The following is a 24,479-nucleotide window of genomic DNA, read 5'->3' on the forward strand; positions in this document are numbered from 1 at the left end:
CGCCGATTCCCGCGCCGCCGCCACCGCCGCCGCCGCCGCCGTAAAGGGTGTTCCCCTGGCCGCCTCTGCCACCGCTGATGATTGAGCCGGCCGGATTGGTGAAGGCGACAGGCTGGTTGACATTGCCGCCCGGGCTTCCCGTTGACTGAAATGCCGCGCTGCTGCCGCCGCCGCCACCGGTGAAGCCAGAGCCGCCGCCGCCACCTCCGCCGCCGCCGAAGGTGCCACCGGCAGGCAGACCGCCGGTATCATCAGCGCCAGCGCCACCACCAGCGGATGTGCCGCCCGTACCGCCAAAGCCGGTATTGGTGCCCGCTGTGCCACCGGCGGCCATTGCGACAGATCCAACTATTGCATCTGTCGCACCGGTCAGGATCACGAGAGCGAGTGCTGTGGTTTCGAGCAACAGCGCGCGGCGCAGGCGGGCCTTAGCCATGATGACGGGGGACGAGAGGCTCACCTCCGCAAGCGTCGGGCTCGCGTGCGGCAGCTGGCCGACACGCCGGCGACGGGACATCGCTCGCGTCACCGGCAAGACTTCGCGAGAATCAGATCGACCCCGCGAATCAGAACGAAACAGATCGGATCGAAGCCTCATGGCATCGGCCTCAGCCACTACGGAGCCCCTCCGTGAAGCCTCGCAATTCCTACATTGGTGAACGCTCGCTGCTAGTGCAAACTTGCCACAATACAAGCTTTTCGCGAACTCAAAATCACGGCCGGATTGAATTCAAAATTTACACGTGGCTATCTGAAGTGCGTCTGTAATTGAGAGATATGTCTGGATGAGGCGTTGACTCAAGAACCCCTGCAGCGCCGTTTTCACTTCATTTCCGGCCTTCCACGGTCCGGCTCGACATTGCTGTCTGCCATTTTGAGCCAGAACCCGCGGTTTCATGCCAGCATGAGCGGCCCGCTGGCAGGCATGTTTGATGCCATGCTGAGCGACTTGAGCGATCGCAACGAATATTCCGTGTTTATCAGCAATGACCAGCGTCGCCGGATTCTAAGAGGTCTGTTTGACGGTTATTACGGCCCGGAATTCACTGCCGATGTGATTTTTGACACCAACCGTCTCTGGTGCGTCAGGCTGGAACTGCTCAGGCAGTTATTCCCCCAGAGCAAGATCATCGCCTGCGTGCGGCACGTATCATGGGTGATCGACAGTATCGAGCGGTTGGTTCGTCGGAATATCTTTCAGCCTTCAGGAATCTTTAACTACAAGCCCGAGGGCACAGTATATTCGCGCGCCGAGGGGTTGGCCAAAGGAGACGGCATGGTCGGCTTTGCGCATAATGCGGTGAAGCAGGCGTTTTACAGCCAGGATCCGTCCAACCTGATGCTTCTGCGCTTTGAAACGCTGACAAGTGAACCGGCGCGCGCCATCGCTGCTGTGTACGCCTTCATCGGCGAGCCGGCGTACAACCATGATTTCAAAAATATTCAATACGAGGCGGATGAGTTCGACCGGCGCATCGGCACGCCGGGGCTGCACACCGTGCGCCCGCAAGTTGAGCCGATCGCACGTGCCAGCGTACTGCCGCCGGATTTGTTCCGCCGGTATGAACATGAGGCCTTCTGGCTCGACCCCGCCTTGAACCTGCACAACGTAGAGGTGGTGTAGCGCGTGACTGCCGCTAGCTGAAGCCCCTGGAAAAGGACAAACGCTGGGGGCCTCGAAAATGGAGCACAGTTCCGGACTATCCGGCCTCTTCGTCCACATCGGTTTGCTCGACCGGAAAGTAGTCGAAGAATCTCGGCGATCGCAGCCCGCGAATCTGGCATCCACCGAAACGCAGCTCAGGGGCTCATCTGCACGAAGCGGTACTTCCTGGGAACAGAGACATATTCTTCCTGGCCGCAGGGATACATATGGTTCATGTGGCTCATGGCTGGTGCATGTGGCGCATGGTCGCAAATGGCAAGCGAGAATACCCTCTCACGAGGGGCAGATAGTGACACGGGAGTGCAGCTATCGTTACGGGCAAAGCTCGATGCAATTAATTAATATGAGAACGATTCAATCAGAGAGAGCTGCAGCGGTGCGGCCCGCCGGGTCATGACTCAAAAGCGAGTTGCACAGCGCTCGTCACTGCCGCGACAGGGTTCGCGCCTTGAGGCGTCGGTGCCCGGGGGACGGACGGATCATCGCCACCCAGCAAACCCGTCGCTCGCCTAGACTAGACGATGAAATGAAATTCCTGCCAGGCGCTCCACATCATGCCGTCGCTGGCGCGGACCCAGAGGTCGTCGGTGATGGTGCCGCCCTGGAAGCTGGTGCTGGCGAGCTGGCCTGCGCTGACATTGATGGCGGTGTTGGCGGGCTGCGCGTTGCCGCCGATGCTCCAGTGGCCGCTGCCGGCCGACGATGTCGAATCCCAGAATTGATACTGGGCGATGCTGTCTCCGTCGGAATCGGTCACCGAAAACAGGTTCGTTGCGGCCACGCTCTGGTTGGCGGTGGCGTGGAAGTCGGACGCGGAGACGATCGGAGCGTGGTCGATCGGTGCGGTGACGTGAAATTCCTTCCACGGCCCCCAGGCAACGCCGTCGTAAGCCCGCGCCCACAGATCGTCCGAACCGGAGCCGCTCTGAAAGCTTGTGCTCGAGAGCTGGGCAGCAGTGACATCGATCGCGACGTTGCTGCCCTGAGCTGCTCCGCCGACCACCCAGTGCCCGCTGCTGGGATCGGACGTCGAATCCCACAGCTGATAATTCGTGATGGTGTCTCCATCCGAGTCGGTGGCGGAGAACAGCGCGGAGGCCGCGATGTCCTGGCCGTGGCTCGCCGCAGTGTCGGCGGCCGTCACGATCGGAAGATTGTCGATCGGCGCGTTGACGTGGAATTCCTTCCAGTTGCTCCAGATCATGCCATCGAAGGCGCGCACCCAGAGATCGTCGGAGCCTGAACCGCTCTGGAATGATGTATTGGCGAGCTGTGCCGCGCTGACATCGATGGCCTGGCTCGCCGGCTCTACGGCTCCGGCCACGACAAAGTGCCCGCTGGCGGGATCGGTCGTTGAGTCCCAGAACTGATAGTTGGTGATCGTATCGTTGTCGGGATCGCTGGCCGCGAACAGGTTTGACGCGGCGATGTCCTGACCATGTGTGGCGGTCACGTCCGACGCGCTGACCACCGGAGCATGGTCGACCGGCGCGTTGACGTGGAATTCTTTCCAGGCTCCCCATGTGATGCCGTCATTGGCTCGCGCCCACAGGTCATCCGAACCGGAGCCCGACTGGAACGAGGTGCTCGTCAGCTGAGCGGGTGAAACATCGATCGCGATGTTGGCCGCCTGCGCCACGCCGCCGACCACCCAATGACCGCTGGCGGGATCGCTCGTTGAATCCCAGACCTGATAGGCGGTGATCGTGTCGCCGTCGCTGTCGGTCGCGCTGAAGAGACTGGATGCGGCGATATCCTGGCCGTGGGTCGCGGAAAAGTCGGTCGCGCTGACCACCGGCGCATGATCCGGACCCGGCGTGACCGTGAACGGGACCCATGCGCCCCACAGCGTTCCATCGTACGCTCTGGCCCAAAGCTGGTCCGGAGCCGAGCCGAACTGGTAGCTGGTCTGGGCAAGCTGCGCCGCAGTGATGTCGATTTCCGCATTGGTGGCCTGAACGGTGCCGTTCACCACCCATGCGCCGTTGCCGTTGCTGTCCCAGAGTGCGTACTGGGTGATCGGATCGCTATCCGGGTCGCTGGCGCTGAACAGGCTCGAAGCCGCGATCGAAGTTTGCCCGTGTGCTGCCGTGAAGCTGGAAGCCGAAACAACGGGTGGATGATCCACGCTTGGCGTCGCCGTGAACGGGACCCAGGCTCCCCAGAGATATCCATCATAGGCGCGGACCCAGAGCGTGTCCGGGGCAGTTCCGAACACATAGCTCACTTGCGAGAGGTTGGCGGCCGGGACGTCAATCTCGGCGTTGGTGGCTTGCGCGACACCGCCGATCGCCCAGTAGCCATGGCCCTGCGTGTCCCAGAATGCGTATTGAGTGATCGTGTCGCCGTCCGCGTCGCTGGCCGTGAACAGGGCCGATTCACTTGCCGACAGCTGCGCGTGCCCAGCGGTCACGTTTGTTGCGGTGACCACGGGTGCGTGATCGGCCGGCGAGAGCACGAAGGATTTCCAGTCGCTCCACAAATAGCCGTCGAAGGCTCTCACCCACAATGTATCCGAGCCGGGTCCGGCCTGGTAACTCGCCTGAGCCAGCTGCGACGCGGTGATGTCGATCTCGGTGTTGGTGCCCTGGGTTACTCCTCCCACCGTCCAGTAACCGTGGCCGTTGCTGTCCCAGAAGGAATATTCGGTGATGGAATCGCCGGTGGCCATGTTCACGGAGAACAGCGACGAGGCCGCGAAAATCTGATTTCGGCCCGCGGCCTGATCGCTCGCCGTGACGACGGGCGTCGTCCGGATGCTGTATCCGAGATCCTTCAGAACTCCGATGTCCAGGTTGGAGATCGCGTACTGGTAATTGGGGTAGAAAACGATCCCGTTCATCAAGTCCAGCGTGAGCGGGTCCTTGACGGTCGACGGGGTGGCGTAGAGGTCGGATTGCTGGTTCCCGAAATGATAGTAGTTCTGGGTGGTGCTGTTTGTAGTCAGGGGCACCGGGCCGCCATAGGCCGCCTCGGCATTCGCGCCGACAAAGTACGCGCCCATGGCGGTCTTTTGAATCAGGTTGTCGAACGTCGATTCGTAGGCACCGGCCAACTGGCCGCTCTGGTTGTACCAGCCCGTCATGCCGAAGCCGTGCATCAGCTCATGCAGAAACACGTCGATCGGATTGATCACGTTTCCAGGCACCTGACTGGCGTAGGTCAGGCCATAATCCATGTCGATGTACTGGAAGTAGCCGGGATCGACGTTGATGGTGATGTCGCTTGTCGTGCCGGCGACATGCTGCCCGGTGGTCAGCTCGTACTGGCTTGACGGCTCATACACCGCGAGCCCGCCGTTTGATCCGACATAGTAGCTCGAGGTCGGCCCGCCGTCGGCACGGCCGACGCTGGTGGGCAGGATGTTGAGTTGCACCACCAGGGTGCCAATGCCCAGGACATAACGCTGCCAGACATTGAGGGCCTGCTCGACATCGTAAACAAGAGAGGCGTCGGCAGACGCGCCGGCGTTCGATGAATCATTCAATGTTACGGAATAATTCCAAGGCATCTTGGTCGGACTTTCAATCTATGGTAGCGTACCAATAACAAGCACCATTCATGCTGACCAGTCACGGGCTAGTCAACCGAGGCCAAGGCGCCGGCCCCGGACAAGGCGGTGCGTGAGACTGTTCATTGATGTCCAGCGCCTCCGGCGGGATTGGCTTGGGGCATGGGATGGAGCCCGGCGCCGGTCTCGCATGCTGCAAGATCAGAATGGCATTTATGTGCCGTGAGGCCGATGCGATCGCCCTCGTGACCTCGCTGGCAGCCATGCCAAGGCCACGCCAAGCGCGCCGCGGTCCGTAAGACTACGGAGCGTGGGTCGGCTGCGAGCGGTTCCGACGAGGGACTCCGGGATCGGCATGATGTTGGTCGTGAATTCGGCTCGTTCACTTACAACGCCAATTGCATCCCGCCGAAGAGACATAGTACTCTGGGTGTCATATTCATCTGCTGCTCTATCGGTTCGTTGCGAATAGTCGGTTTGCGCTGACGAGGCCGAAGGAGCAGGGACGGGGGGGCGCGCTCACGACAGTGTCGGTTCGCGTTCGACGGCAGTCATTTTCAGCTACTGAGCAGATTAAATCGCGAGATGATTGAAACGCGGAGCGGTACGGCAGCAGACAGCGGGATAGTTGCGCTCGCGATGCTGCTGCGATTTCACGGCATCCCCGCCGATGTCGACCAGATTCGTCACCAGTTCGGCCATGGACCGTTCGGAACGCCAGAGATGCTGCGCTACGCGCGCTCGACCGGCGTCAAGGCCCGGGAGGTGACGACCAACTGGTTAAGGCTCGAGAAGGCCCCGCTTCCTGCCATCGCGCTGTTGCGCGACGGTGGCCATTTGATTCTTGCCAAGGTGGGCGCCGACAAGATCCTCGTTCAATCGCCGCTGTCAGAGCGCCCGGAGTTGATCACGCGGGCCGATCTGGAAGCGGTCTGGTCAGGCCGGATGATCCTGGTCAGCCGCCGGGCGGGACTGGTCAACCTTGCACGCCGCTTCGACCTGTCATGGTTTCTGGGGGCGATCCACAAGTATCGCTACCATTTCGTGGAGGTGTTGATCGCCTCCTTTTTCCTGCAGCTGTTCGCGCTGGTGTCGCCGCTGTTCTTTCAGGTGGTGATCGACAAGGTCCTGGTCAATCACACGCTCAGCACGCTCGATGTGCTCGTCGTCGGATTGATCGGCATCGCGGTGTTTGAGACGGCGCTTGCGATATTGCGGACCTATCTGTTCTCCCACGTGACGAACAGGATCGATGTCGAACTGGGAGCCCGCTTGTTTCGGCACCTCATCGGGCTGCCCATTGCCTACTTCCAGGCTCGCCGGGTCGGCGACTCGGTTGCGCGGGTCCGCGAGCTCGAGAACATCCGCAACTTCCTGACCGGCTCGGCCCTGACGGTCGTGATCGACCTGTTCTTCACCGTCGTTTTCATCGCGGTGATGTTCGTCTACTCGCCGATCCTGACCTGGATCGTGCTCGGATCCTTCCCGCTCTATGTCGGCATCTCGGCCGGCGCGACGCCGATGTTCCGGCAGCGGCTCGACACCAAATTCGAGCGCGGGGCCGAGAACCAGGCGTTTCTCGTCGAGAGCGTGACCGGGGTCGAGACCATCAAGGCGATGGCGCTCGAACCGCAGATGCAGCGCCGCTGGGAGGAGCAGCTTGCCGAATACGTTGCGGCCAGCTTCCGCGTGCTCAGCCTCGCCAATGTTGCGAGCCAATCGGTTCAGTTCGTGAGCAAGCTCGTCACCGCGGTGATCCTGTACGCCGGCGCCAAGCTGGTGATCGACGGCAGCCTCACGGTCGGCGAGCTGATCGCCTTCAACATGTTCTCGTCACGCGTCAGCGCGCCGGTCCTGAGGCTGGCCCAACTCTGGCAGGACTTCCATCAGGCCAGGCTCTCGGTCGCGCGGCTCGGCGACATCCTGAATACGCCGGCGGAACAGACCTTCAACCCCGGCCGCGCCGTGCCGCCGCCCATCAAGGGGCAGGTCACGCTTGAACACGTGTCCTTCCGATACCGGGTCGATGGACCCGAAGTGCTGCACGAGATCAACATCAACATTCCCGCCGGCCAGGTCGTCGGCATCGTCGGCCCGTCGGGGTCCGGCAAGAGCACCTTCACGAAGCTGGTTCAGCGGCTTTACGTCCCGGAGAAGGGCAGGGTCCTTGTCGACGGCGTCGACCTCGCGATGGTCGATCCGGCATGGCTGCGCCGCCAGGTCGGCGTCGTGCTGCAGGAAAACGTGCTGTTCAATCGCAGCGTACGGGAAAACATCGCGCTCGCCGATCCGGCCGCTCCGATGCAGCAGGTGATCGCCGCGGCTCAGCTTGCGGGAGCCCATGAATTCATTCTCGAGCTGCCGGAAGGCTACGACACCGTCGTGGGCGAGCGCGGCTCCAGTCTGTCGGGAGGCCAGCGGCAGCGCATCGCGATCGCGCGGGCCCTGATCACCGATCCGCGCATCCTGATCTTCGATGAAGCGACCAGTTCGCTGGACTACGAAAGCGAAAGGGTCATTCAGGACAATATGAGCCGGATCGTGAAGGGACGAACGGTCTTTGTCATTGCGCATCGGCTATCCGCCGTCCGGCGTACCGATCGAATCATCACCATCGATCGCGGCCGGCTGGTTGAGCAGGGGTCCCACGAGGAGCTGCTCAGCACGGGCGGAAGATACGCGTCGTTGTACCGGTTGCAGGCGGGGATCCATGAAGTCGGCTCGTGAAGCGCTCGCGACCGGGCGCAAAACGCGGGACGAACTGGCCTTCCTGCCGGCCGCCCTCGAAATCGTCGAGACGCCGCCATCTCCGACCGCCAGGCTGACGGCCGTGTTGCTTGCCGCCCTGTTCTGTTGCGCCGTGGCATGGGCCGGCCTCGGCAAGATCGATATCGTTGCCTCTGCCCCCGGAAAGATCGTGCCGGGCGACCGCGTGAAGCTGGTCCAGCCGCTCGAGATCGGGGTGGTGCGGGCCATTCACGTCCGCGACGGCCAGACCGTCAAGGCCGGCGAAATTCTGATCGAGCTGGATCCGACCAGCAATCAGGCGGAGCTTCAGCACCTGAAGAACGATCTGCTCGCGTCATTGCTGGACATTGCCCGCACGCGCTCGGCGCTCGACAGCAACATCAGCGCGCTCGACGGCGCGCCGGACGACACGCCGCCTGCCTTGATTCAGATGCATCTGGAGTACCTGCGCAGCCAGGACTCCGAGCAGCGCGCCAAATTGTCCGAGCTGGATCGGCAGCGGGTGCAGAAGGTGGCGGAGACCAAGACGATCGACGCCAGCATCGCCAAGATTGAAGCCTTACTGCCGGTGCTGCAGGAGCGCGTCAACGTTCGCAAGTACCTGGCGGACCGAGAGTACGGTTCAAAGCTGCAATATTTGCAGGAGCTTCAGGAGCTTGTCGGGATGCAGCAGGACATCCTGGTGCAACGGAGCAAGCTCCAGGAGGCCAATGCGGCCGTCGCCGCACTCGTTGAGACGCGCGCGAAGTTGATCTCGGAATACCGGCACCGCCTGTACGATGATCTGGCCAAGGCGACGCAGAAGGCCGGCAGCCTCAAGGACGAGGTGTCCAAAGCCGAGCACAAGACCAACCTTCAAAAACTTGCGGCACCGATCGACGGCGTGGTGCAGCAATTGGCCGTGCACACCGTCGGCGGTGTCGTCACGCCCGCCCAGACGCTCGCGGTGGTCGTGCCCAGCGACAGTCTGATCGAAATCGAAGCGATGGTTTCAAATCGCGACATCGGCTTCGTGCACCCGGGGCAGGATGCCGAAATCAAGGTCGATACCTTCAACTTCACGCGCTACGGCCTGCTGCACGGCAAGATCGTCAGCGTCTCGCCCGATTCTGTCTCCCGCGACCGGCCGCGGGATTCCGCCCGCGAGCCCAATGCGGCAGCGACGGAGGAGAGCAGCGAGCCGAAGGGGCAGGGGCCGGTGTATATCGCGCACGTCTCGATCGACCGGACCAAGATGGTCGTCGACGACAAGGAGATCAGTCTTTCGCCGGGAATGACCGTCACCGTCGAAATCAGGACCGGCGCCCGCAGCATCATGAGCTACTTGCTGTCGCCGATCGTGCGCTACCGGCAGGATGCCCTCCGCGAGCGGTGACGAAGCCCGTCAGGCCGTCATGACGTGGTTCGGGATTCCACGTGGCTCAGGCTTGGATCGGATCCATGGATCGCAAGGCAGTTTTGCCCGGCGTCGTATGTCCGGTAGCCATGATCGTTCAGCTTGCGAACGAGTGCGGCCTTGTCGGTCTTGATGAATTCCGCATGAATGATCGGGTGATGCTGCCGGATCGTGGCGCTGGCGCCCTCCAGCACCTTCAACTCCATCCCCTCGACGTCGATCTTGATCAGGTCGCAGCGGCCCAGATTCAGCGAGTCCAGCGTGACCATTGTCGTCTCAGTCCCGCTGGCCTCTGAATAGTCGATCTTCTGGCCGATCTGCTCCGTGGCCGAGCGTTGCGTCACCTCCAGGCTGCCGAAACTGGCGGGCTCCTGATGACTGAGGGTCGGCACCCAGGCTTTCCCGGTTTCCGACGAAATGACCGCGTGCATCGCCCTCGCGTTGAAGCAGTTGTTGATGGCGATGTTGCCGGCAAGCGCGTAGTAGACCCGTTCCTGCGCCTCGATGGCAATGACGGAACCCCAGCCGTCCATGTGCTTGGACCATTCGATGGTGTGAACGCCGATGTTCGCCCCGCAGTCGATCGCGACCACGCCATCGCCCCGGTAGGTCCTTCGCAGCGCAAGAAGCCCCTTCGTCAGCTCGATTTCAGTGGTGTCGAACGCGCCGTGCTCGAGAATCTGAATCCCGACTCCAAAAGTGTGGCCGCCCGCCGTGTGGTAGTCCAGCCGGTTGACGATCAGCGGACCGTGGGTCGACGCTGCGATCACAAACGGGATCTTGCTGGGATTGCGACTCATCGTTGTGTGTTTCTTTGTGTCTGCCGTTCAGGAACGGCTGGAAGGGGTACCCGCTAAGGTTTTCGTCCGTTGACGCGGTTGTCAATCTCGCTTACCTTCCCTGCACTTTTTAAGCGGCTGTTTATTTCAGGGCAGGGGATATTTCGTGAATGCCATTGCCGTTGCGCCGGCGATTGGGCTGAAGCGCTCGATCGACGATGTCACCGATCAACCCAAAATAATCGTTGATCGTTCGACCGATGTCACACCAGTCAAGTCGGAGGTTGTAGCGTCGAATGCCGACGCTCCGAAGCCCGCCTATCCTGCGGCCGCCGAACTGCCGACAGAGCTGGGTCCGAAGGGGCTGCGCTTCGACTTCAACGACGGTGCGCGAATTGTTTGCCCGCATGGCGAGCAACCCTGGAAGGTAAGGATTCGCGATCTCGACACCGGCAACGTGCTGTTCGAAACGGAATTCGCCGGCGGCTATGTCAACAGCAGTAAGCGCTATTACGTTCGTTTCGGAATCGAGGTTTCCCAGCAGGGCGAAACCATCCTTGACCATGAATACTCGGCGAAAGATCGCGAAGTACTGATCCAGTTTCCGGTCGGGACGCTCGGCGATACGATGGGATGGTTCCCCTATGCCGTGAAGTTCAAGGACAAGCACGGCTGCAAGCTGAGCTGCGCCATGGGGGCGCCGCTGATCGAGCTGTTCCGCGACGCGTATCCTGACATCGAATTCATCACCCACGAAGAGGTGAAGCCCAAGCGATATTACGCGACCTACAGAATTGGACTGTTCTTCGACGACAAGGATTGCGTCTATCAGCCGACCGATTTCCGCCATGTCGGGCTACATCGGACCGCGGGCTATATTCTGGGTGTCGATCCGACCGAGCAGCCTCCGCGCATTGTCATCAAGGACGATCAGAGGCCGATTGCCGAACCTTATGTCTGCATCGCGGTTCAGAGCACCACGCAAAGCAAATACTGGAACAACCCGCACGGTTGGCGCGAGATCGTCAATTTCCTGAAGGCGGCCGGCTACAGAGTGGTCTGCATCGATCAGAAGGCCACTCACGGCACCCAGCTGATCTGGAACCACATTCCGAATGGTGCCGAAGATCAGACGGGCGATAAGCCGCTTGCCGAGCGATTTCGTTACCTGAAGCACGCGGACTTTTTCATCGGTCTGTCGAGCGGCCTGTCGTGGCTTGCGTGGGCCTCGGGGACGCCGGTCGTCATGATCAGCGGGTTCACCCATCCGACCAACGAGTTCGAAACGCCCTACCGCATCGTCAATTTTCACGCGTGCAACAGTTGCTGGAACGATCCGCGGGTGCGTTTCGACCACAAGGATTTTCTGTGGTGCCCGCGGCATGCCAATTCGCCCCGGCAATTCGAATGCACGCGGCTGATTACGGCCGATCACGTCAAGCAGATTATTCAGCGCATACCGGGATTTCCGGTCGGCGCCCAAGTGTAGCGCGTAGACGACGTCGATGCCCGACTAGGCGGCATCGACGACCGAACCCGACAAATGAATTTTATTCTGGCCCAGGGGCAGAGCCATGCAGACGATTTCTGGCGGCGTGACCGTTACCGTATCTTCTGGCACTGAAACCGGCGATACCGTCCTGAATGGCGGCACGCTGATCGTCGATCCCGGCGCCAGCGCCGTTGGCACGCAATTGAGCGGCGGCTTCATATTCGACTCCGGGACCACGACCGGTACGACGGTCTACAATGGTGGCCAGGAGCAGGTGGACTCCGGCGGCGTTGCTTCCGGCACGACGATTTCCGCAGGCGGTGCCGAGACCGTCCTGAGCGGCGGTACGCTCGTCAGCGGCGTGGTCGACGCCGGCGGCTACCTGGCGCTGGGATTTAACCCCGGCAACGGCTCGGCCAGTCTCGCCGGCGGGACCGCAAGCGCCACGGTCGTGTCGGGTGGCGGTGTCAGCATCCAGTCAGGGGGGCTGGCGGTCTCGACGACCGTCACCGGCGGCGCAGGCTCCTTTGGCAACGTCTCGATTTCCGCGGGCGGCTCGGCGACGAACACGACGGTCGGGATTTCCGGCGGCCTGAACATTTCGAGTGGCGGCAGCGCCACCGGAACGACGTTGTCCGGCGGCTACGAGGTGATTTCGAGCGGTGGTGTCGACAGCGGCGCCACGATTCTGTCCGGCGGCAGCCAGAACATCTCGAGCGGCGGTCTCAGCGTTTCAGCCACAATCTCTGGCGCCAACAGTTCCGGGTTCTTTGCCGCCCAATTCGTGTCGAACGGCGGCATCGCGAGCGGCACGACCGTCGGCAGCAATGGCTTGCTCGACATCGCGGGTGGCGGCACGGTGATCGGCGAGACCGTGCTGAGCGGCGGTCGCGTTACGCTCGAAAGCGGCGCGTTGTTCACTGTTTCAGCGGGCCAGACGCTGCACGATGTCTTCGTCAAGTCGGGTGCTGTCGAAACCATCGCCTCCGGCGGTGTCGAGACCGCGCTCGGCAGCAGCAGCAACAACGTTGACAACGGCATGGTCAACGTGCTGTCGGGCGGCACGCTCGACCATATGGCCGTCAACAGCGGCGCGGTCCTCGGCGTCGCCGGCACCGTCACGAGCAATCTCTTCGTTGCCAGTGGCGGCGTGGTCAACGTCTTGTCGGGCGGCCTCATCACCGGAAGCGGCGGCGGCAGCGGCGGCCTTTTCACCGGCGACAACGGTACCATCAACGTGATGTCCGGCGGCCAGGCCGACCATGTCGTCGTCAAGTCGGGCGGTATGCTGAACGTCTATGGCACGACGCTGAGCAATGTCGGCATTTCGGCCGGCGCGGTTGAGACCGTCTACTCGGGTGGCCTCATCAGCGGCACGTCCGGTTCCGGCACGGGCGTGTCGGCCGGCGCCACCTTGAACATCCTTGCCGGCGGCTCGGCCGCCTTCTTCGCCGTTTCGAGCGGCGGCACCGCGAATATCGCCGGCACCGTGCTCCGCAATCAGGCGGTCTATACCGGCGGCGTCGAGAATGTCTTTTCGGGTGGCGTCGTCACCGGCTCCAGCGGCAGCGGCACTAACATTGCCGGCGGCACCATCAACGTGGCATCGGGCGCAGAGCTCGATCACGCTGCGCTGGTCTCCGGTGGCGTACTCAACATCAATTCCGGAGCGACGGCGCACAATCTGACGTTCTCCGGATTGGGAACGCTCAATGTGGCGGGCACCATCACATCCAGCGCCACCGTCGTTTCAGGCGGCATCGAGAATGTGCTGTCAGGCGGCATCGACATCGGTACCACGGTGTCCAGCGGCGGCCAGCAGAACGTCTACGTCCATGGCACGACGTCGAACACGCAGATCCTGTCCGGCGGCGTCGTCACGATTTCCGGCGCGGGCACGGTTGACCTGAACGGCGGAGCGACCGAGTCGGGGTCGGTGATTTTTGCCGGCGCGGGCGGCAAGCTCGAAATCGACGGCACGGCTATGCCCGGCACCGTCATCTCCGGATTCGGCATCGGGGATACGATCAATCTCACCGGTGAGAGTGCGGCAAACATCACCGGCATCACCCTCAGTGCGGGCAACGTTCTGGCAGTCGCGACCAGCGACAATGGAACGCTTAACCTGCAGCTTTCGCCGGGAGACACGTTCTCCGGCACGTTCAGCAGCGCCGCCGACGGCACGGGAACCGACATCACCTTCATCGATAGCTCGGCGATCAAGGTAAGTGCCGGCCAGACCTCGACCGGTCTCGTGATCAGCGCCGGACAAACGCTTGACGTGCTCTCGGGCGGCGCGGCGATCGGCACTGTGCTCAGCGGCGGCACGGAGAACGTGTTCGGCACCGAGCAGGGCACGACGGTCAGCAGTGGCGGCCAGCTCAATATCGACATCGGCGGCGTCGCGCATGACTTGACCGTGTCGAGCGGTGGCACGCTCAACGTTGCGGGATCGATCACCAGCAACACGTTCCTGCTCTCCGGCGGCACCGAGAACGTCCTTGCCGGCGGCAATGCCAACGGCGTCACCGGTTCGGGCACCAGGGTTTCCGGCGGCACGCTCAACGTTCTGGTCGGCGCTACGCTCGAGCATTCCACGGTCTACGCAGGCGGCACGCTCAACGTGTCCTCGGGCGGTGCAGCGTCCTTCCTTGCCGTGTCCTCGGGCGGCACGATGAACGTCGCCGGAACGGTGACAAGCCAGGTCGCGGTCTATTCCAGCGGCCTCATCGAGATCTCCTCGGGCGGCATCGAGACCGGCGCACCCGGCAGCGGGACGAGTGTCTCGGGCGGCACGGTCAGCGTGACCGCAGGCGGTCAGTTCTCCTTCTTCACAATCAACAGTGGCGGCCTGGTCGCGGTCGACAATGGCGCGACGATCCACGACCTCGGCGTCAGCAGTGGCGGTGTCCTCAATCTCGCGGGGTCTCAGACCAGCAACGCGACGATCTACTCCGGTGGCACGGAGAACGTATCTTCGGGCGGCAGCGTGCAGAGCTTCGCGGTGTCGGGAGGCGCGCTGAACGTACTTTCAGGCGGCAACGCCCAGTCCTTCACGCTGTCGGGAGGCTCGCTCAACGTTTCCTCCGGAGGCCAGTCCGAGTTCTTTACCTTGTCGTCCGGAGCCTCGGCCGCTATCGCAGCCGGCGCCACTGTTCACGATCTGACTGTATCGAGCGGGGCGACGCTCAACCTTCTAGGCACGGCTACGAGCAACGTGTTCGTTACGGGCGGCGGCGCGCTGAACGTCTCTGCCGGCGGCGCCGTCAGCGGATCGATCAATCCGTCCGGTTTCCCCACGGTCAACGTCAACGGCACCGTGAATGCATCCTCGGGCGGCACGGTCAGCGAAGCTGCCGTCAACAGCGGTGGCATCCTGAACTTGCAGGCCGGCGCGTCCGCGCATGATGTCAACGTGAACAACGGTGGCCGGCTCAATCTCGCGGGAAGCACGACCAGTAACATCAACATCTTCTACAGCGGCCTGGAAACCGTTTCGTCCGGAGGCGTGGCGAACGGCACCAATATCAACGGCGGCGGTGAACTCGATGTTCTCTCCGGTGGTGCGGCAACCGCCACGGGGGTCAATGGCGGTCTGCTGAAGTTGTTTGCGGGCGGGACGCTCAGTGGGGTCTCGGTCACCAATTTCGGCGCCGTTGAACTCGTCAGCGGAGCGTCCGTTTCGCAGCTTTCCAACACGACGTTCGGTGGCGGCACCAACCTCGAGGTGGGGCCGGGCGCTGTCGTGAGCGGCTATCCGGTGAGTACCGGCCTGATCCTCGACGTGCTGTCGGGCGGCCTGACCTCCGCCATCACCCTTACGGCCAATGGGATGGAGAGCGTGCTGTCGGGCGGCACGGCCTTGGGCACCATTGTTGGCAATGCCGGCTTCATGCAACTCGGCGTTCCGCCGTACCAGGGGCAGGGTGGTGCGGCCGGCGGAACGGCGAGCAACACGACGGTGTCGGGCGGTCAGCTCAGCGTGAACTCCGGTGGCCTCGCGGTGTCCACCACGATTGCCGGCGGCGGCGCGCAAGTTACCTCGGGCGGTGTAGCATCCGCAACGACGATCTCCAACTCCGGCGGCATGACCGTGCTGAGCGGCGGCACGGCGGCCAACACGACGGTGCTGAGCGGCGGCTTCTTCCAGATCGGCCAGGGACCGTTCAACGGCATTCCTGGATCGGCCGGTGGCAGCGCGACGGGCACGATCTTGTCCGGCGGATTCGAGGCTGTCTCCAGAGGTGGCGTCGATTCCGGCGCCACGATTCTGTCTGGCGGCAACCAGAATGTCTCGGCGGGCGGCCTCAGCATTGGCGCCAAGGTCTCCAGCGGTGGCTTGCTGTTCGCCATGAACCTCGGCGCGACATCGAACACGCAGGTCTCGTCGGGCGGCGTGGTCATGATCTCGGCCGGTGGCATCGTCGATCTGAACGGCGGATCGACCGAGAGCGGCACGGTGATCTTCTCCGGCGCCGGCGGCAAGCTCGAGATCGACGGGATTTCGATGCCGACGACGGTCGTCAACGGCCTGGTCATCGGCGACACCATCGATCTGACCGGCGTCAACATGTCGGAGATCACTAGCGTCGGCCTCGGCGCCGGCAACGTGCTGAAGATTGCGACCAACGATCACGGTACGCTCAGCATTCAGCTCGACCCGACCCAGAGCTTTGCCAACCAATTCGGCCGCAGCGCGGACGGCAGCGGCACCGACATCTACCTTGTCAGCAACGGTGGCGGCAATATCACCGTGAGCAACGGGCAGACCAGCACGGGCCTGGTGATCAGCAATGGTCAGACGCTGACGGTGCAGGCCGGCGGCACGGTGAACAACACCGTCATCGACGGTGGCGTCGAGAACGACAGTGGCACGGCGATAAACACCATCGTTTCCGCTGGATCCGAGGTTGTCTTTTTCGGCGGCGTGACGTCGAGCGCGACCGTGGAGACCGGCGGTAGTGTATATTTATCTGGCGGCAGCGCCATCGGCGCAACCGTCGCTTCTGCCGGCTACATGGAGATCGATGGCGGCAGCGCAACCAGCACCACGATTCTGTCCGGCGGCTTCGAAGCCGTGAAGAGCGGCGGCGTCGAGTCCGGCGCCGCGATCCTGGCCGGCAACGAGTCCGTTTCGGCAGGCGGCGTCACCATTTCCGCGCAGATCGCAGGATCCAACAACAGCAGCTACGGCGTACTGACGGTTTCCTCCGGCGGAGCGGCTTCGCAAACCCAGGTTGGCAGCTTCGGCGGCCTCACCGTGCTCAGCGGCGGCACGGCGACGGGTACTGTCGTGTCCAGCCAGGGGTTCCTCGATCTCGGTCTGACGCCCTTTGGCAGCAATGCCGGCTCGGCCGGCGGCAGCGCCACGGGAACGATTCTGTCCGGCGGTTACGAGTCCATCATAAGCGGCGGTGTGGATACCGGCGCCCAGATTCTGTCCGGCTCCGACCAGAACGTTCTCGCCGGGGGCGAAAGCATCTCGGCAACCGTTTCGGGCGCAAACTCTCCTGGACTGTTGGCGATATTGACGGTTTCGGGCGGCGTTGCCCTCGATCCGACGATCGGAAGCGGCGGGCAATTGGCGATTTTCGCCGGTGGTACCGTTTCGGGCGAAAACATTCTCAGCGGCGGGGCCATCTTCGTCGGCAGCGGCGGCACCTACACCGTGTCCTCCAGCGCCCTTCCGGGGCACGACATATCTGTTTCAAGCGGCGGTTCGCTGATCGTGGACGGCACGACGCTCAGCCATGTCTTCATCGGTTCCGGCGGGACCGAGACCGTTTCCTCTGGCGGTTATGCAACAGGCAACGCCAGCAATTTCACCGGCGACAACGGCACGATCACTGTTTTGTCTGGTGGCAAGGCCGACCATATTCTAGTCAGCAGCGGCGGTGTCCTGAACGTCATGTCGGGCGCGCTGATCAGCGGCGGCACGGGTAACGGGACAGGTGTGTCCGCTGGCGGCGTGGTGAATATCTCGGCCGGCGGCTCGGCTACCAATATCGGCGTATCGAGCGGGGCGATCGTCAACATTGCCGGCACGATGCTCCACAACATGGCCGTCTATGGCGGCGGTACCGCGAACGTCTTGTCCGGCGGCGTCGTCACCGGCATCCCCGGCAGCGGTACGGGTATTTCTGGCGGCACGGTGAATGTCAGTTCGGGTGCCGAGTTCGACCATGCCGCGCTGCTTTCCGGTGGCGTGCTCAACATTTCTGCCGGGGCTTCGGCACACAACCTGACCTTCTCCGGATCCGGTACGCTCAATGTGGCTGGTACGACCACATCCAACGTCACGGTTGTATCTGGCGGCATTGAGAATGTGCTGTCCGGCGGTGTTGACATCGGTACGACCGTCTCCAGCGGCGGCACCGAGATCGTGTTGTCCCACGGCACCACGTCGAACACGCAAATCATGGCGGGTGGTGTGCTCACGATTTCCGGCGGCACGGCCGATCTCGGCGGCGGCGCCGCGGAGGCCGGATCGGTGGTGTTTGTCGGCCCCAACGGCAAGCTCGAAATCGATGGCACGGCGATGCCGACCACGGTCATCTCCGGGTTCTCAGTCACGGATACGATCAACCTGACCGGCGTGGGCATGTCGGAGATCACGAGCATCGGTCTCGGCGCCGGCAATGTTCTGGATATCGCAACCAACGACCACGGCACGCTGGCGATCCAGCTGAATCCAAGCCAGACCTTCAGCACGCAATTCGGCAGCGCCGCTGACGGCGCCGGCACCGATATCTACCTGGTCGCCAGCAGTGGCGGGACCAGTGGCAACATCGTGGTCAGCAATGGCCAGGTCAGCGCCGGTCTGGTGATCAGCGGTGGCCAGACCTTGACCGTGCAGTCGGGCGGCACCGCTCTGAACACTGTTCTTCAAGGCGGTATCGAGTTCGACAGCGGAGTGACGATCGGCATGGTCGTGTCGAGTGGCGGTCAGTTGCTGGTCTCGTCCGGTGGCGATGCGACCAGCACGACGGTGTCGAATGGCGGCACAGCGACAGTGCTTTCGGGCGGTCTGGCCGACAACATGTTCATCTCCGGCGGCGGCACGCTCAATGTGCTTGGCACTGTCCAAAGCCAGACGACAGTGTTCGCGGGCGGCACTGAAAACGTCTCTTCGGGTGGTCTGATCACCGGCGCGACCAGCTCGGGAACCTTTATCTCCGGCGGCACCGTGAATCTGCTCGCAGGCGGTACGGCGGCGCATCTCATCGTCTCCAGCGGCGGCACGTTCAATGTCCGCGGGACAGTGCTCAGCAGCGTCGCCGTTTCCAGCGGTGGTGTGGAGAACGTCTATTCGGGCGGCACGATCAGCGGCGTGAGTGGATCAGGAACCGGCGTCTATGCTGGTGGCATCCTGAACATCCTCTCCGGCGGTTACGCGGCGGTTGAGGCGGTCTTCAGCGGTGGCGTCGAGAACGTCTCGTCCGGAGGTGTGATCAGCGGTTCTCCGCAATCGGGGACCGGGGTTTCAGGTGGGACGCTCAATCTGCTGGCCGGCGGAACGGCAACCTTCGTTGGCGTGACCAGCAGTGGTGTCTTCAACATTTACGGCACCGAGCTTGGTCAGTCCTACGTCGCGAGCGGCGGCGTCGAGAATGTCTACGCCGGAGGCATCGTCAGCGGTGCGTCCGGATCGGGGACCGGCATTTCCGCGGGCGGCACGATGAACGTCTCGTCGGGCGGCGCGATCTCCTTCGTCGGAGTTTCGGCTGGCGGCGTGGTGAATGTGTCGGCCGGTGGTTCGGCTGCGACGGGAGTTTCAAGCGGGGGTGTCGAGAATGTTTCTGCCGGCGGCCTGACGTTCAACACCGTGGTCTTCGGCGGCGGTTCCTTGAATGTTTCTGCCGGCGCGACGGCGCATGACATCACGCTGTCGGGTGGCACGCTGAACCTTGGCGGCACCGTCACCAGCAACGTCGTCATTTCGAGCGGCGGCATAGAAAATGTGCTGGCGGGAGGATTGGTCTCTGCATCCTCCAATGGTGTCGGGACGACCGTCTCCGCGGGCGGCACGCTCAACGTGATGGGGACCACGTCCAATACGATCCTGGTGTCCAATGGTGGTATCGAGAACGTCTCGTCCGGTGGCGTCATCCAGGGCACCATCAGCGGCACGGCCGGTACCGGTACGTTCATCGCATCCGGCGGGACGCTCAACGTGCTGGCCGGCGGTTCGGCCAGCATGATCAACGTGTCCGGCACGCTCAACGTGCAGGGCAAGATCACCAGCAATGTCAGTATTCAAAGCGGCGGCCACGAAATCGTCTCGGCGGGTGGCTCGGTCACCGGCGTCCCCGGTTCGGGCACCGCAATTTCCGGCTTGGTCGACGTTCTCTCCGGAGCGTCTTTCGAATATGCGACCGTCTTCAGCGGCGGCGACCTGAATGTCTCGTCCGGCGCGACGGTAGACCATATCTCTGTCTCAAGCGGCGGCATCTTCAATGTCGGCGGCACGGTTCTGAGCAACGTCGCGGTGTTTGCCGGCGGCGTCGAGAACGTGTTCTCCGGCGGTGTGGTCACCGGCGTGACGAGCTCGGGAACAGGGATTTCGGGCGGCACGGTGAACGTGTCGTCGGGAGGCGCGATCGACCACACGACCGTCAGCAGTGGCGGCATGCTGAATGTTCTGTCCGGGGCGACTGCCCACAATGTCGCCGTCTCCAGCGGCGGCACGTTCAACGTGGCCGGGGCGGCCACCAGCAACGTGACGGTGTTTGCCGGCGGCACGGAACTGGTTTCTTCCGGCGGGTCGACCGGTCCGTTGACGATTTCGGGCGGCAAGGTCGAACTGCAGGCCGGTAGCGTCGCGAGCGGCGGCATCACCTTCAGCGGCTCCGGCGGTCAGCTCAAGATCGATGGCACTTCGTTGGCCGGCACGACCATCAGCAGTCTGGTGCTGGGCGACAGCATCGATCTTGCTGGCCTCAATTTCGTATCCGGCGGATCGGCGACCTTGCTGGCTGGCAACGTCCTGCATGTAACCGAGGGGGCTTCCTCCTTCGATCTGCAGCTTGATGCGACACCTGGCGTGCGGTTCGGCGTTGGCGCGGATTCCGGCACCGGCACTCTGGTCACGACGCGTGCAGATAACCCGCCGGTCACGACGGCGGCCAACGTGACGGCAGTCCTCGGTGAGACCTCTGTACTGGCCTCCGCTCTCTTCAACTTTACGGACGCCGATGGCGATGCCATCACCCAATTTGCGTTCTGGGACACGCAAGGCAACGGACACTGGGCTATCAACGGCGTCACCCAGCCCACCAACGCAGAGATCGATGTTTCCGCGGCGAACCTGTCGCAGGTGAGCTACGTGTTCGGTCCAAGCGGTTCGACCGATACGCTGTTCGTGCGGGCCAATGACGGCACGGCCTGGGGCAGCTGGACTCAATTCACGGCAAAGGCGTTTGTTGATACCCCGCCGACCGTGATCGCCAACAACAGCAACGTCACTGCGTTGCACGGCCAAACGTCGATTGCGGCAACAGGCCTGTTCTCGGTGTCCGATCCGGATGTTGGGCAATCGATGACCCAGTTCGCGTTCTGGGACACCGGCGGCAGCGGCCACTGGGTGGTGAATGGCATTACCGAGCTCCCCAACACCGAGATCGATGTGTCGGCGGCGAACCTGTCGCAGGTGAGCTATGTCTTCGGCCCGACAGGGTCGATGCCCGATACGCTTTACATAAGAGCGAACGACGGAATGCTGTGGGGCGCTTGGACGGCGTTCACCGCAACACCGGGGCCTGACCAGGCGCCGGTTGTGACCGCGCAGAACGTGACGGCAACCCATGGAGAGGCATCGGCACTCGCCTCGAGCCTGTTCACGCCCTCGGATGCCGACAACGACACGCTGACCCAGTACGCGTTCTGGGACACCGGCGGCAACGGCCATTGGACGGTGAATGGTGTCACCCAGCAGGCCAACACCGAGATCGACGTGTCGGCGGCGAACCTGTCGCAGGTGAGCTACGTGTTCGGGCCGACAGGGTCGATGCCCGATACGCTGTATGTCAGGGCCAACGACGGCTACGTGTGGGGCGCCTGGACGGCGTTCACGGCCACACCGGGACCTGACCAGGCTCCGGTGGTGACGGCGCAGAACGTGACAGCAAACCATGGAGAGACGTCAGCGCTCGCAACGACCCTGTTCTCGGTGACGGACGGCGACCACGACACCATGACCCAGTATGCGTTCTGGGACACCGGCGGCAACGGGCACTGGGTCGTCAACGGCGTGCCGCAGCAGGCCGGCGTCGAGATCGATGTGTCGGCGGCGAACCTGTCCCAGGTGAGCTACGTGTTCGGACCAACGGGGTCGGCACCCGATACTCTGTATGTCAGGGCCAACGATGGCTACGTGTGGGGCGGCTGGACGGCGTTCACGGCAACACCGGGGCCTGACCGCGCGCCGATTGTGACGGCGCCGAACGTGACAGTCGTCGTAGGAGAGACGTCAGCGCCCGCCACGACCCTGTTCTCGGCCACGGACCCCGATGGCGACGCCATCACCCAGTACGCGTTCTGGGACACCGGTGGCAGCGGCCACTGGGTGGTGAATGGTGTCGCGCAGGCGGCCAACACCGAGATCGATGTGTCGGCGGCGAACCTGTCGCAGGTGAGCTACGTGTTCGGGCCGCCCGGCTCGACGCCCGATACGCTGTACATCAGGGCCAACGATGGCTTCCTGTGGGGCGGCTGGACGGCGTTCACGGCCCCGCCGGGAGCCGACCAAGCGCCGGTTGTGACGGCGCAGAACGTGACAGCAACCCATGGCGAGACATCGGCGCTCGCCTCGAGCCTGTTCTCGGCCACGGATGCCGACCACGACGCCATCACCCAGTACGCGTTCTGGGACACCGGCGGCAGCGGCCACTGGGTGGTGAATGGTGTCGCGCAGGCAGCCAACACCGAGATCGATGTGTCGGCGGCGAACCTGTCGCAGGTGAGCTACGTGTTCGGTCCCGGCGGTTCGCCGGCGGATACGCTCTACGTGCGAGCCAATGACGGCATGTTGTGGGGCGCCTGGACGGCGTTCACGGCCACACCGGGGCCCGACCACGCGCCGGTTGTGATCGCGCCGAACGTGACCGTCACCCCAGGAGAGACGACAACACTCGCCTCGAGCCTGTTCACGACCACGGACGCCGACAACGACAGCATGACCCAGTTCGCGTTCTGGGACACCGGTGGCAACGGCCACTGGGTGGTGAACGGTGTCGCGCAGGCGGCCAACACCGAGATCGACGTGTCGGCGGCGAACCTGTCGCAGGTGAGCTACGTGTTCGGGCCGTCAGGGGCGCCGTCCGATACGCTGTACGTCAGGGCCAACGATGGCTTCATGTGGGGCGGCTGGACGGCGTTCACGGCTCCATCGGGGGCCGACCATACGCCGGTTGTGACCGCGCAGAACGTCGCAGCGACCCATGGCGAGACATCGGCGCTCGCCTCGAGCCTGTTCTCGGCCACCGACGCCGACAACAACGCCATCACCCAGTACGCGTTCTGGGACACCGGCGGCAATGGCCACTGGGTGGTCAACGGCGTAGTGCAGCAGGCCGGCGTCGAGATCGATGTGTCGGCGGCGAACCTGTCGCAGGTCAGCTACGTGTTCGGGCCAACCGGCACCCCGCCCGACACACTCTACGTCAGGGCCAACGATGGCCTCTTGTGGGGCACCTGGACGGCGTTCACGGCAACGCCGGGGCCCGACCACGCTCCGGTCGTGACGGCGTCGAGCGCGACCGGGATTCACGACCATTCGGTCGCGGCCTCGAGCCTGTTCACGGCGGCGGACGCCGACCACGACGCGATCACCCAGTATGCGTTCTGGGACACCGGCGGCAATGGCCACTGGGTGGTGAATGGCGTAGTGCAGCAGGCGGGCGTCGAGATCGACGTGTCGGCGGCGAACCTGTCGCAGGTGAGCTACGTGTTCGGCCCCGGCGGTTCGCCGGCGGATCTGCTCTACGTGCGGGCCAATGACGGCATGATGTGGGGGAGTTGGACGGCGTTCTCGGCGACCGCAACCAACCAGGCGCCGACGGTGTCGGCCGCGAACGTGGTGACGGTCTCCGGCCAGACCTTTGCCGCATCGAGCCTGTTCAGCGCGACGGACGCGGATGGCGATACCATAACGAAATACGCGTTGTGGGATTCCAACACGAACGGGGCCTGGATCGTCAACAACGCAACGCAGAAGGCAAATACCGAGATCGACGTCACCGCGGCACAGCTTGCCACGACGACCTATCAGGCCGGCTCGGGCACTGATCAGCTCTGGATCCGGGCCAATGACGGCATCGCGTGGGGGGCCTGGCAGCCTTTCAACGTGACGGGAGAGAGCCCGAGCGGCGCCAGCATCGCAACGGGCGCTACCTTGGAATTGCCGGGGGCTTCGAGCGCCGCCGTGTCGTTCCAGGGCTCGACGGGAACGCTGAAGCTCGACAATTCCGCGAGCTTTAGCGGCACCGTCGCCGGGATGACGGGTTCGGACGCGATCGATTTCGCGAACATCAGTTTCGCGAACGTTCACACGCCGACCTTCAGCGGAACCAGCACGAACGGAACGCTCACGGTGACGGACGGCACCGTCACGGCGAGTATTGCGCTGCTGGGCAACTACATGGCCTCGACATTCACGGCATCGAGCGATGGCCATGGCGGTACCCTGGTTGTCGATCCGCCGGCGACGCAGGTCAGCCAGCTGGCGCAGCCGCAGCACGCGTGAGGACTTGAAGGTGAGACATGCGGGGCCGCCACCAAGGTAGGTGGCTCCGCCTGTCGGCAGAGACGGAAAAGGCCCGCCTCTCGGCGGGCCTTTTCCGTGTCATGCCGTGCTTCCGGAGTCCGCACCGTGTGCCGCGGTTCGCGGC

General features: G+C 63.3%; 7 protein-coding genes and 1 pseudogene. 5 read left to right on the forward strand and 3 right to left on the reverse strand.

Features of this window, described 5'->3' with window-relative positions; genetic code table 11:
• A pseudogene (locus AC628_RS43000) lies at positions 1 to 517 on the reverse strand (hypothetical protein); the annotation flags it as partial.
• 276 nt (positions 518 to 793) lie between these two features.
• On the opposite strand from AC628_RS43000, the gene AC628_RS19645 reads away from it, so the two are divergent.
• Positions 794 to 1,624, forward strand: a complete 831-nt coding sequence (locus AC628_RS19645; protein ID WP_245321232.1) for a sulfotransferase family protein — start codon at positions 794 to 796, stop codon at positions 1,622 to 1,624.
• Positions 1,625 to 2,180: 556 nt separating this feature from the next.
• Here AC628_RS19645 and AC628_RS45365 read toward each other — a convergent pair.
• On the reverse strand, positions 2,181 to 5,153 hold the full coding sequence (locus AC628_RS45365) for a hypothetical protein (RefSeq protein WP_245321233.1): 2,973 nt from the start codon (positions 5,151 to 5,153) through the stop codon (positions 2,181 to 2,183).
• A 609-nt stretch (positions 5,154 to 5,762) separates the two neighbouring features.
• Between AC628_RS45365 and AC628_RS19655 the strand changes: the two genes are divergently transcribed.
• Both AC628_RS19655 and AC628_RS19660 read left to right on the forward strand, forming a co-directional pair.
• Entirely contained in the window at positions 5,763 to 7,904 is a 2,142-nt protein-coding gene (locus tag AC628_RS19655) for a type I secretion system permease/ATPase (protein WP_074128438.1), read from the forward strand.
• Positions 7,888 to 9,300 carry an HlyD family type I secretion periplasmic adaptor subunit gene (locus AC628_RS19660; RefSeq protein WP_074128439.1) on the forward strand — a complete coding sequence of 471 codons (1,413 nt, stop codon included), beginning with the start codon at positions 7,888 to 7,890 and terminating at the stop codon, positions 9,298 to 9,300. Before AC628_RS19655 ends, AC628_RS19660 begins: the two co-directional genes overlap by 17 nt.
• Positions 9,301 to 9,317: 17 nt before the next feature.
• Here the strand turns inward: AC628_RS19660 and AC628_RS19665 are convergent, their stop codons facing one another.
• Complete coding sequence (locus AC628_RS19665) at positions 9,318 to 10,121, reverse strand: FkbM family methyltransferase (protein ID WP_074128440.1); 804 nt, start codon at positions 10,119 to 10,121, stop codon at positions 9,318 to 9,320.
• Between the two features lie 145 nt (positions 10,122 to 10,266).
• Between AC628_RS19665 and AC628_RS19670 the strand changes: the two genes are divergently transcribed.
• Together AC628_RS19670 and AC628_RS19675 are read left to right on the forward strand one after the other, a co-directional pair.
• Positions 10,267 to 11,589: an autotransporter strand-loop-strand O-heptosyltransferase gene (locus AC628_RS19670; RefSeq protein WP_245321234.1), complete on the forward strand. Its 1,323-nt coding sequence runs from the start codon at positions 10,267 to 10,269 to the stop codon at positions 11,587 to 11,589.
• An 85-nt stretch (positions 11,590 to 11,674) separates the two neighbouring features.
• Positions 11,675 to 24,334 (forward strand): beta strand repeat-containing protein, encoded by a 12,660-nt coding sequence (locus tag AC628_RS19675; protein WP_074128441.1) that lies wholly within the window; start codon positions 11,675 to 11,677, stop codon positions 24,332 to 24,334.
• The last annotated feature ends 145 nt before the right edge of the window (positions 24,335 to 24,479 follow it).

Source organism: Bradyrhizobium sp. NAS96.2, from assembly GCF_001908235.1.
Taxonomy (GTDB): Bacteria; Pseudomonadota; Alphaproteobacteria; order Rhizobiales; family Xanthobacteraceae; genus Bradyrhizobium.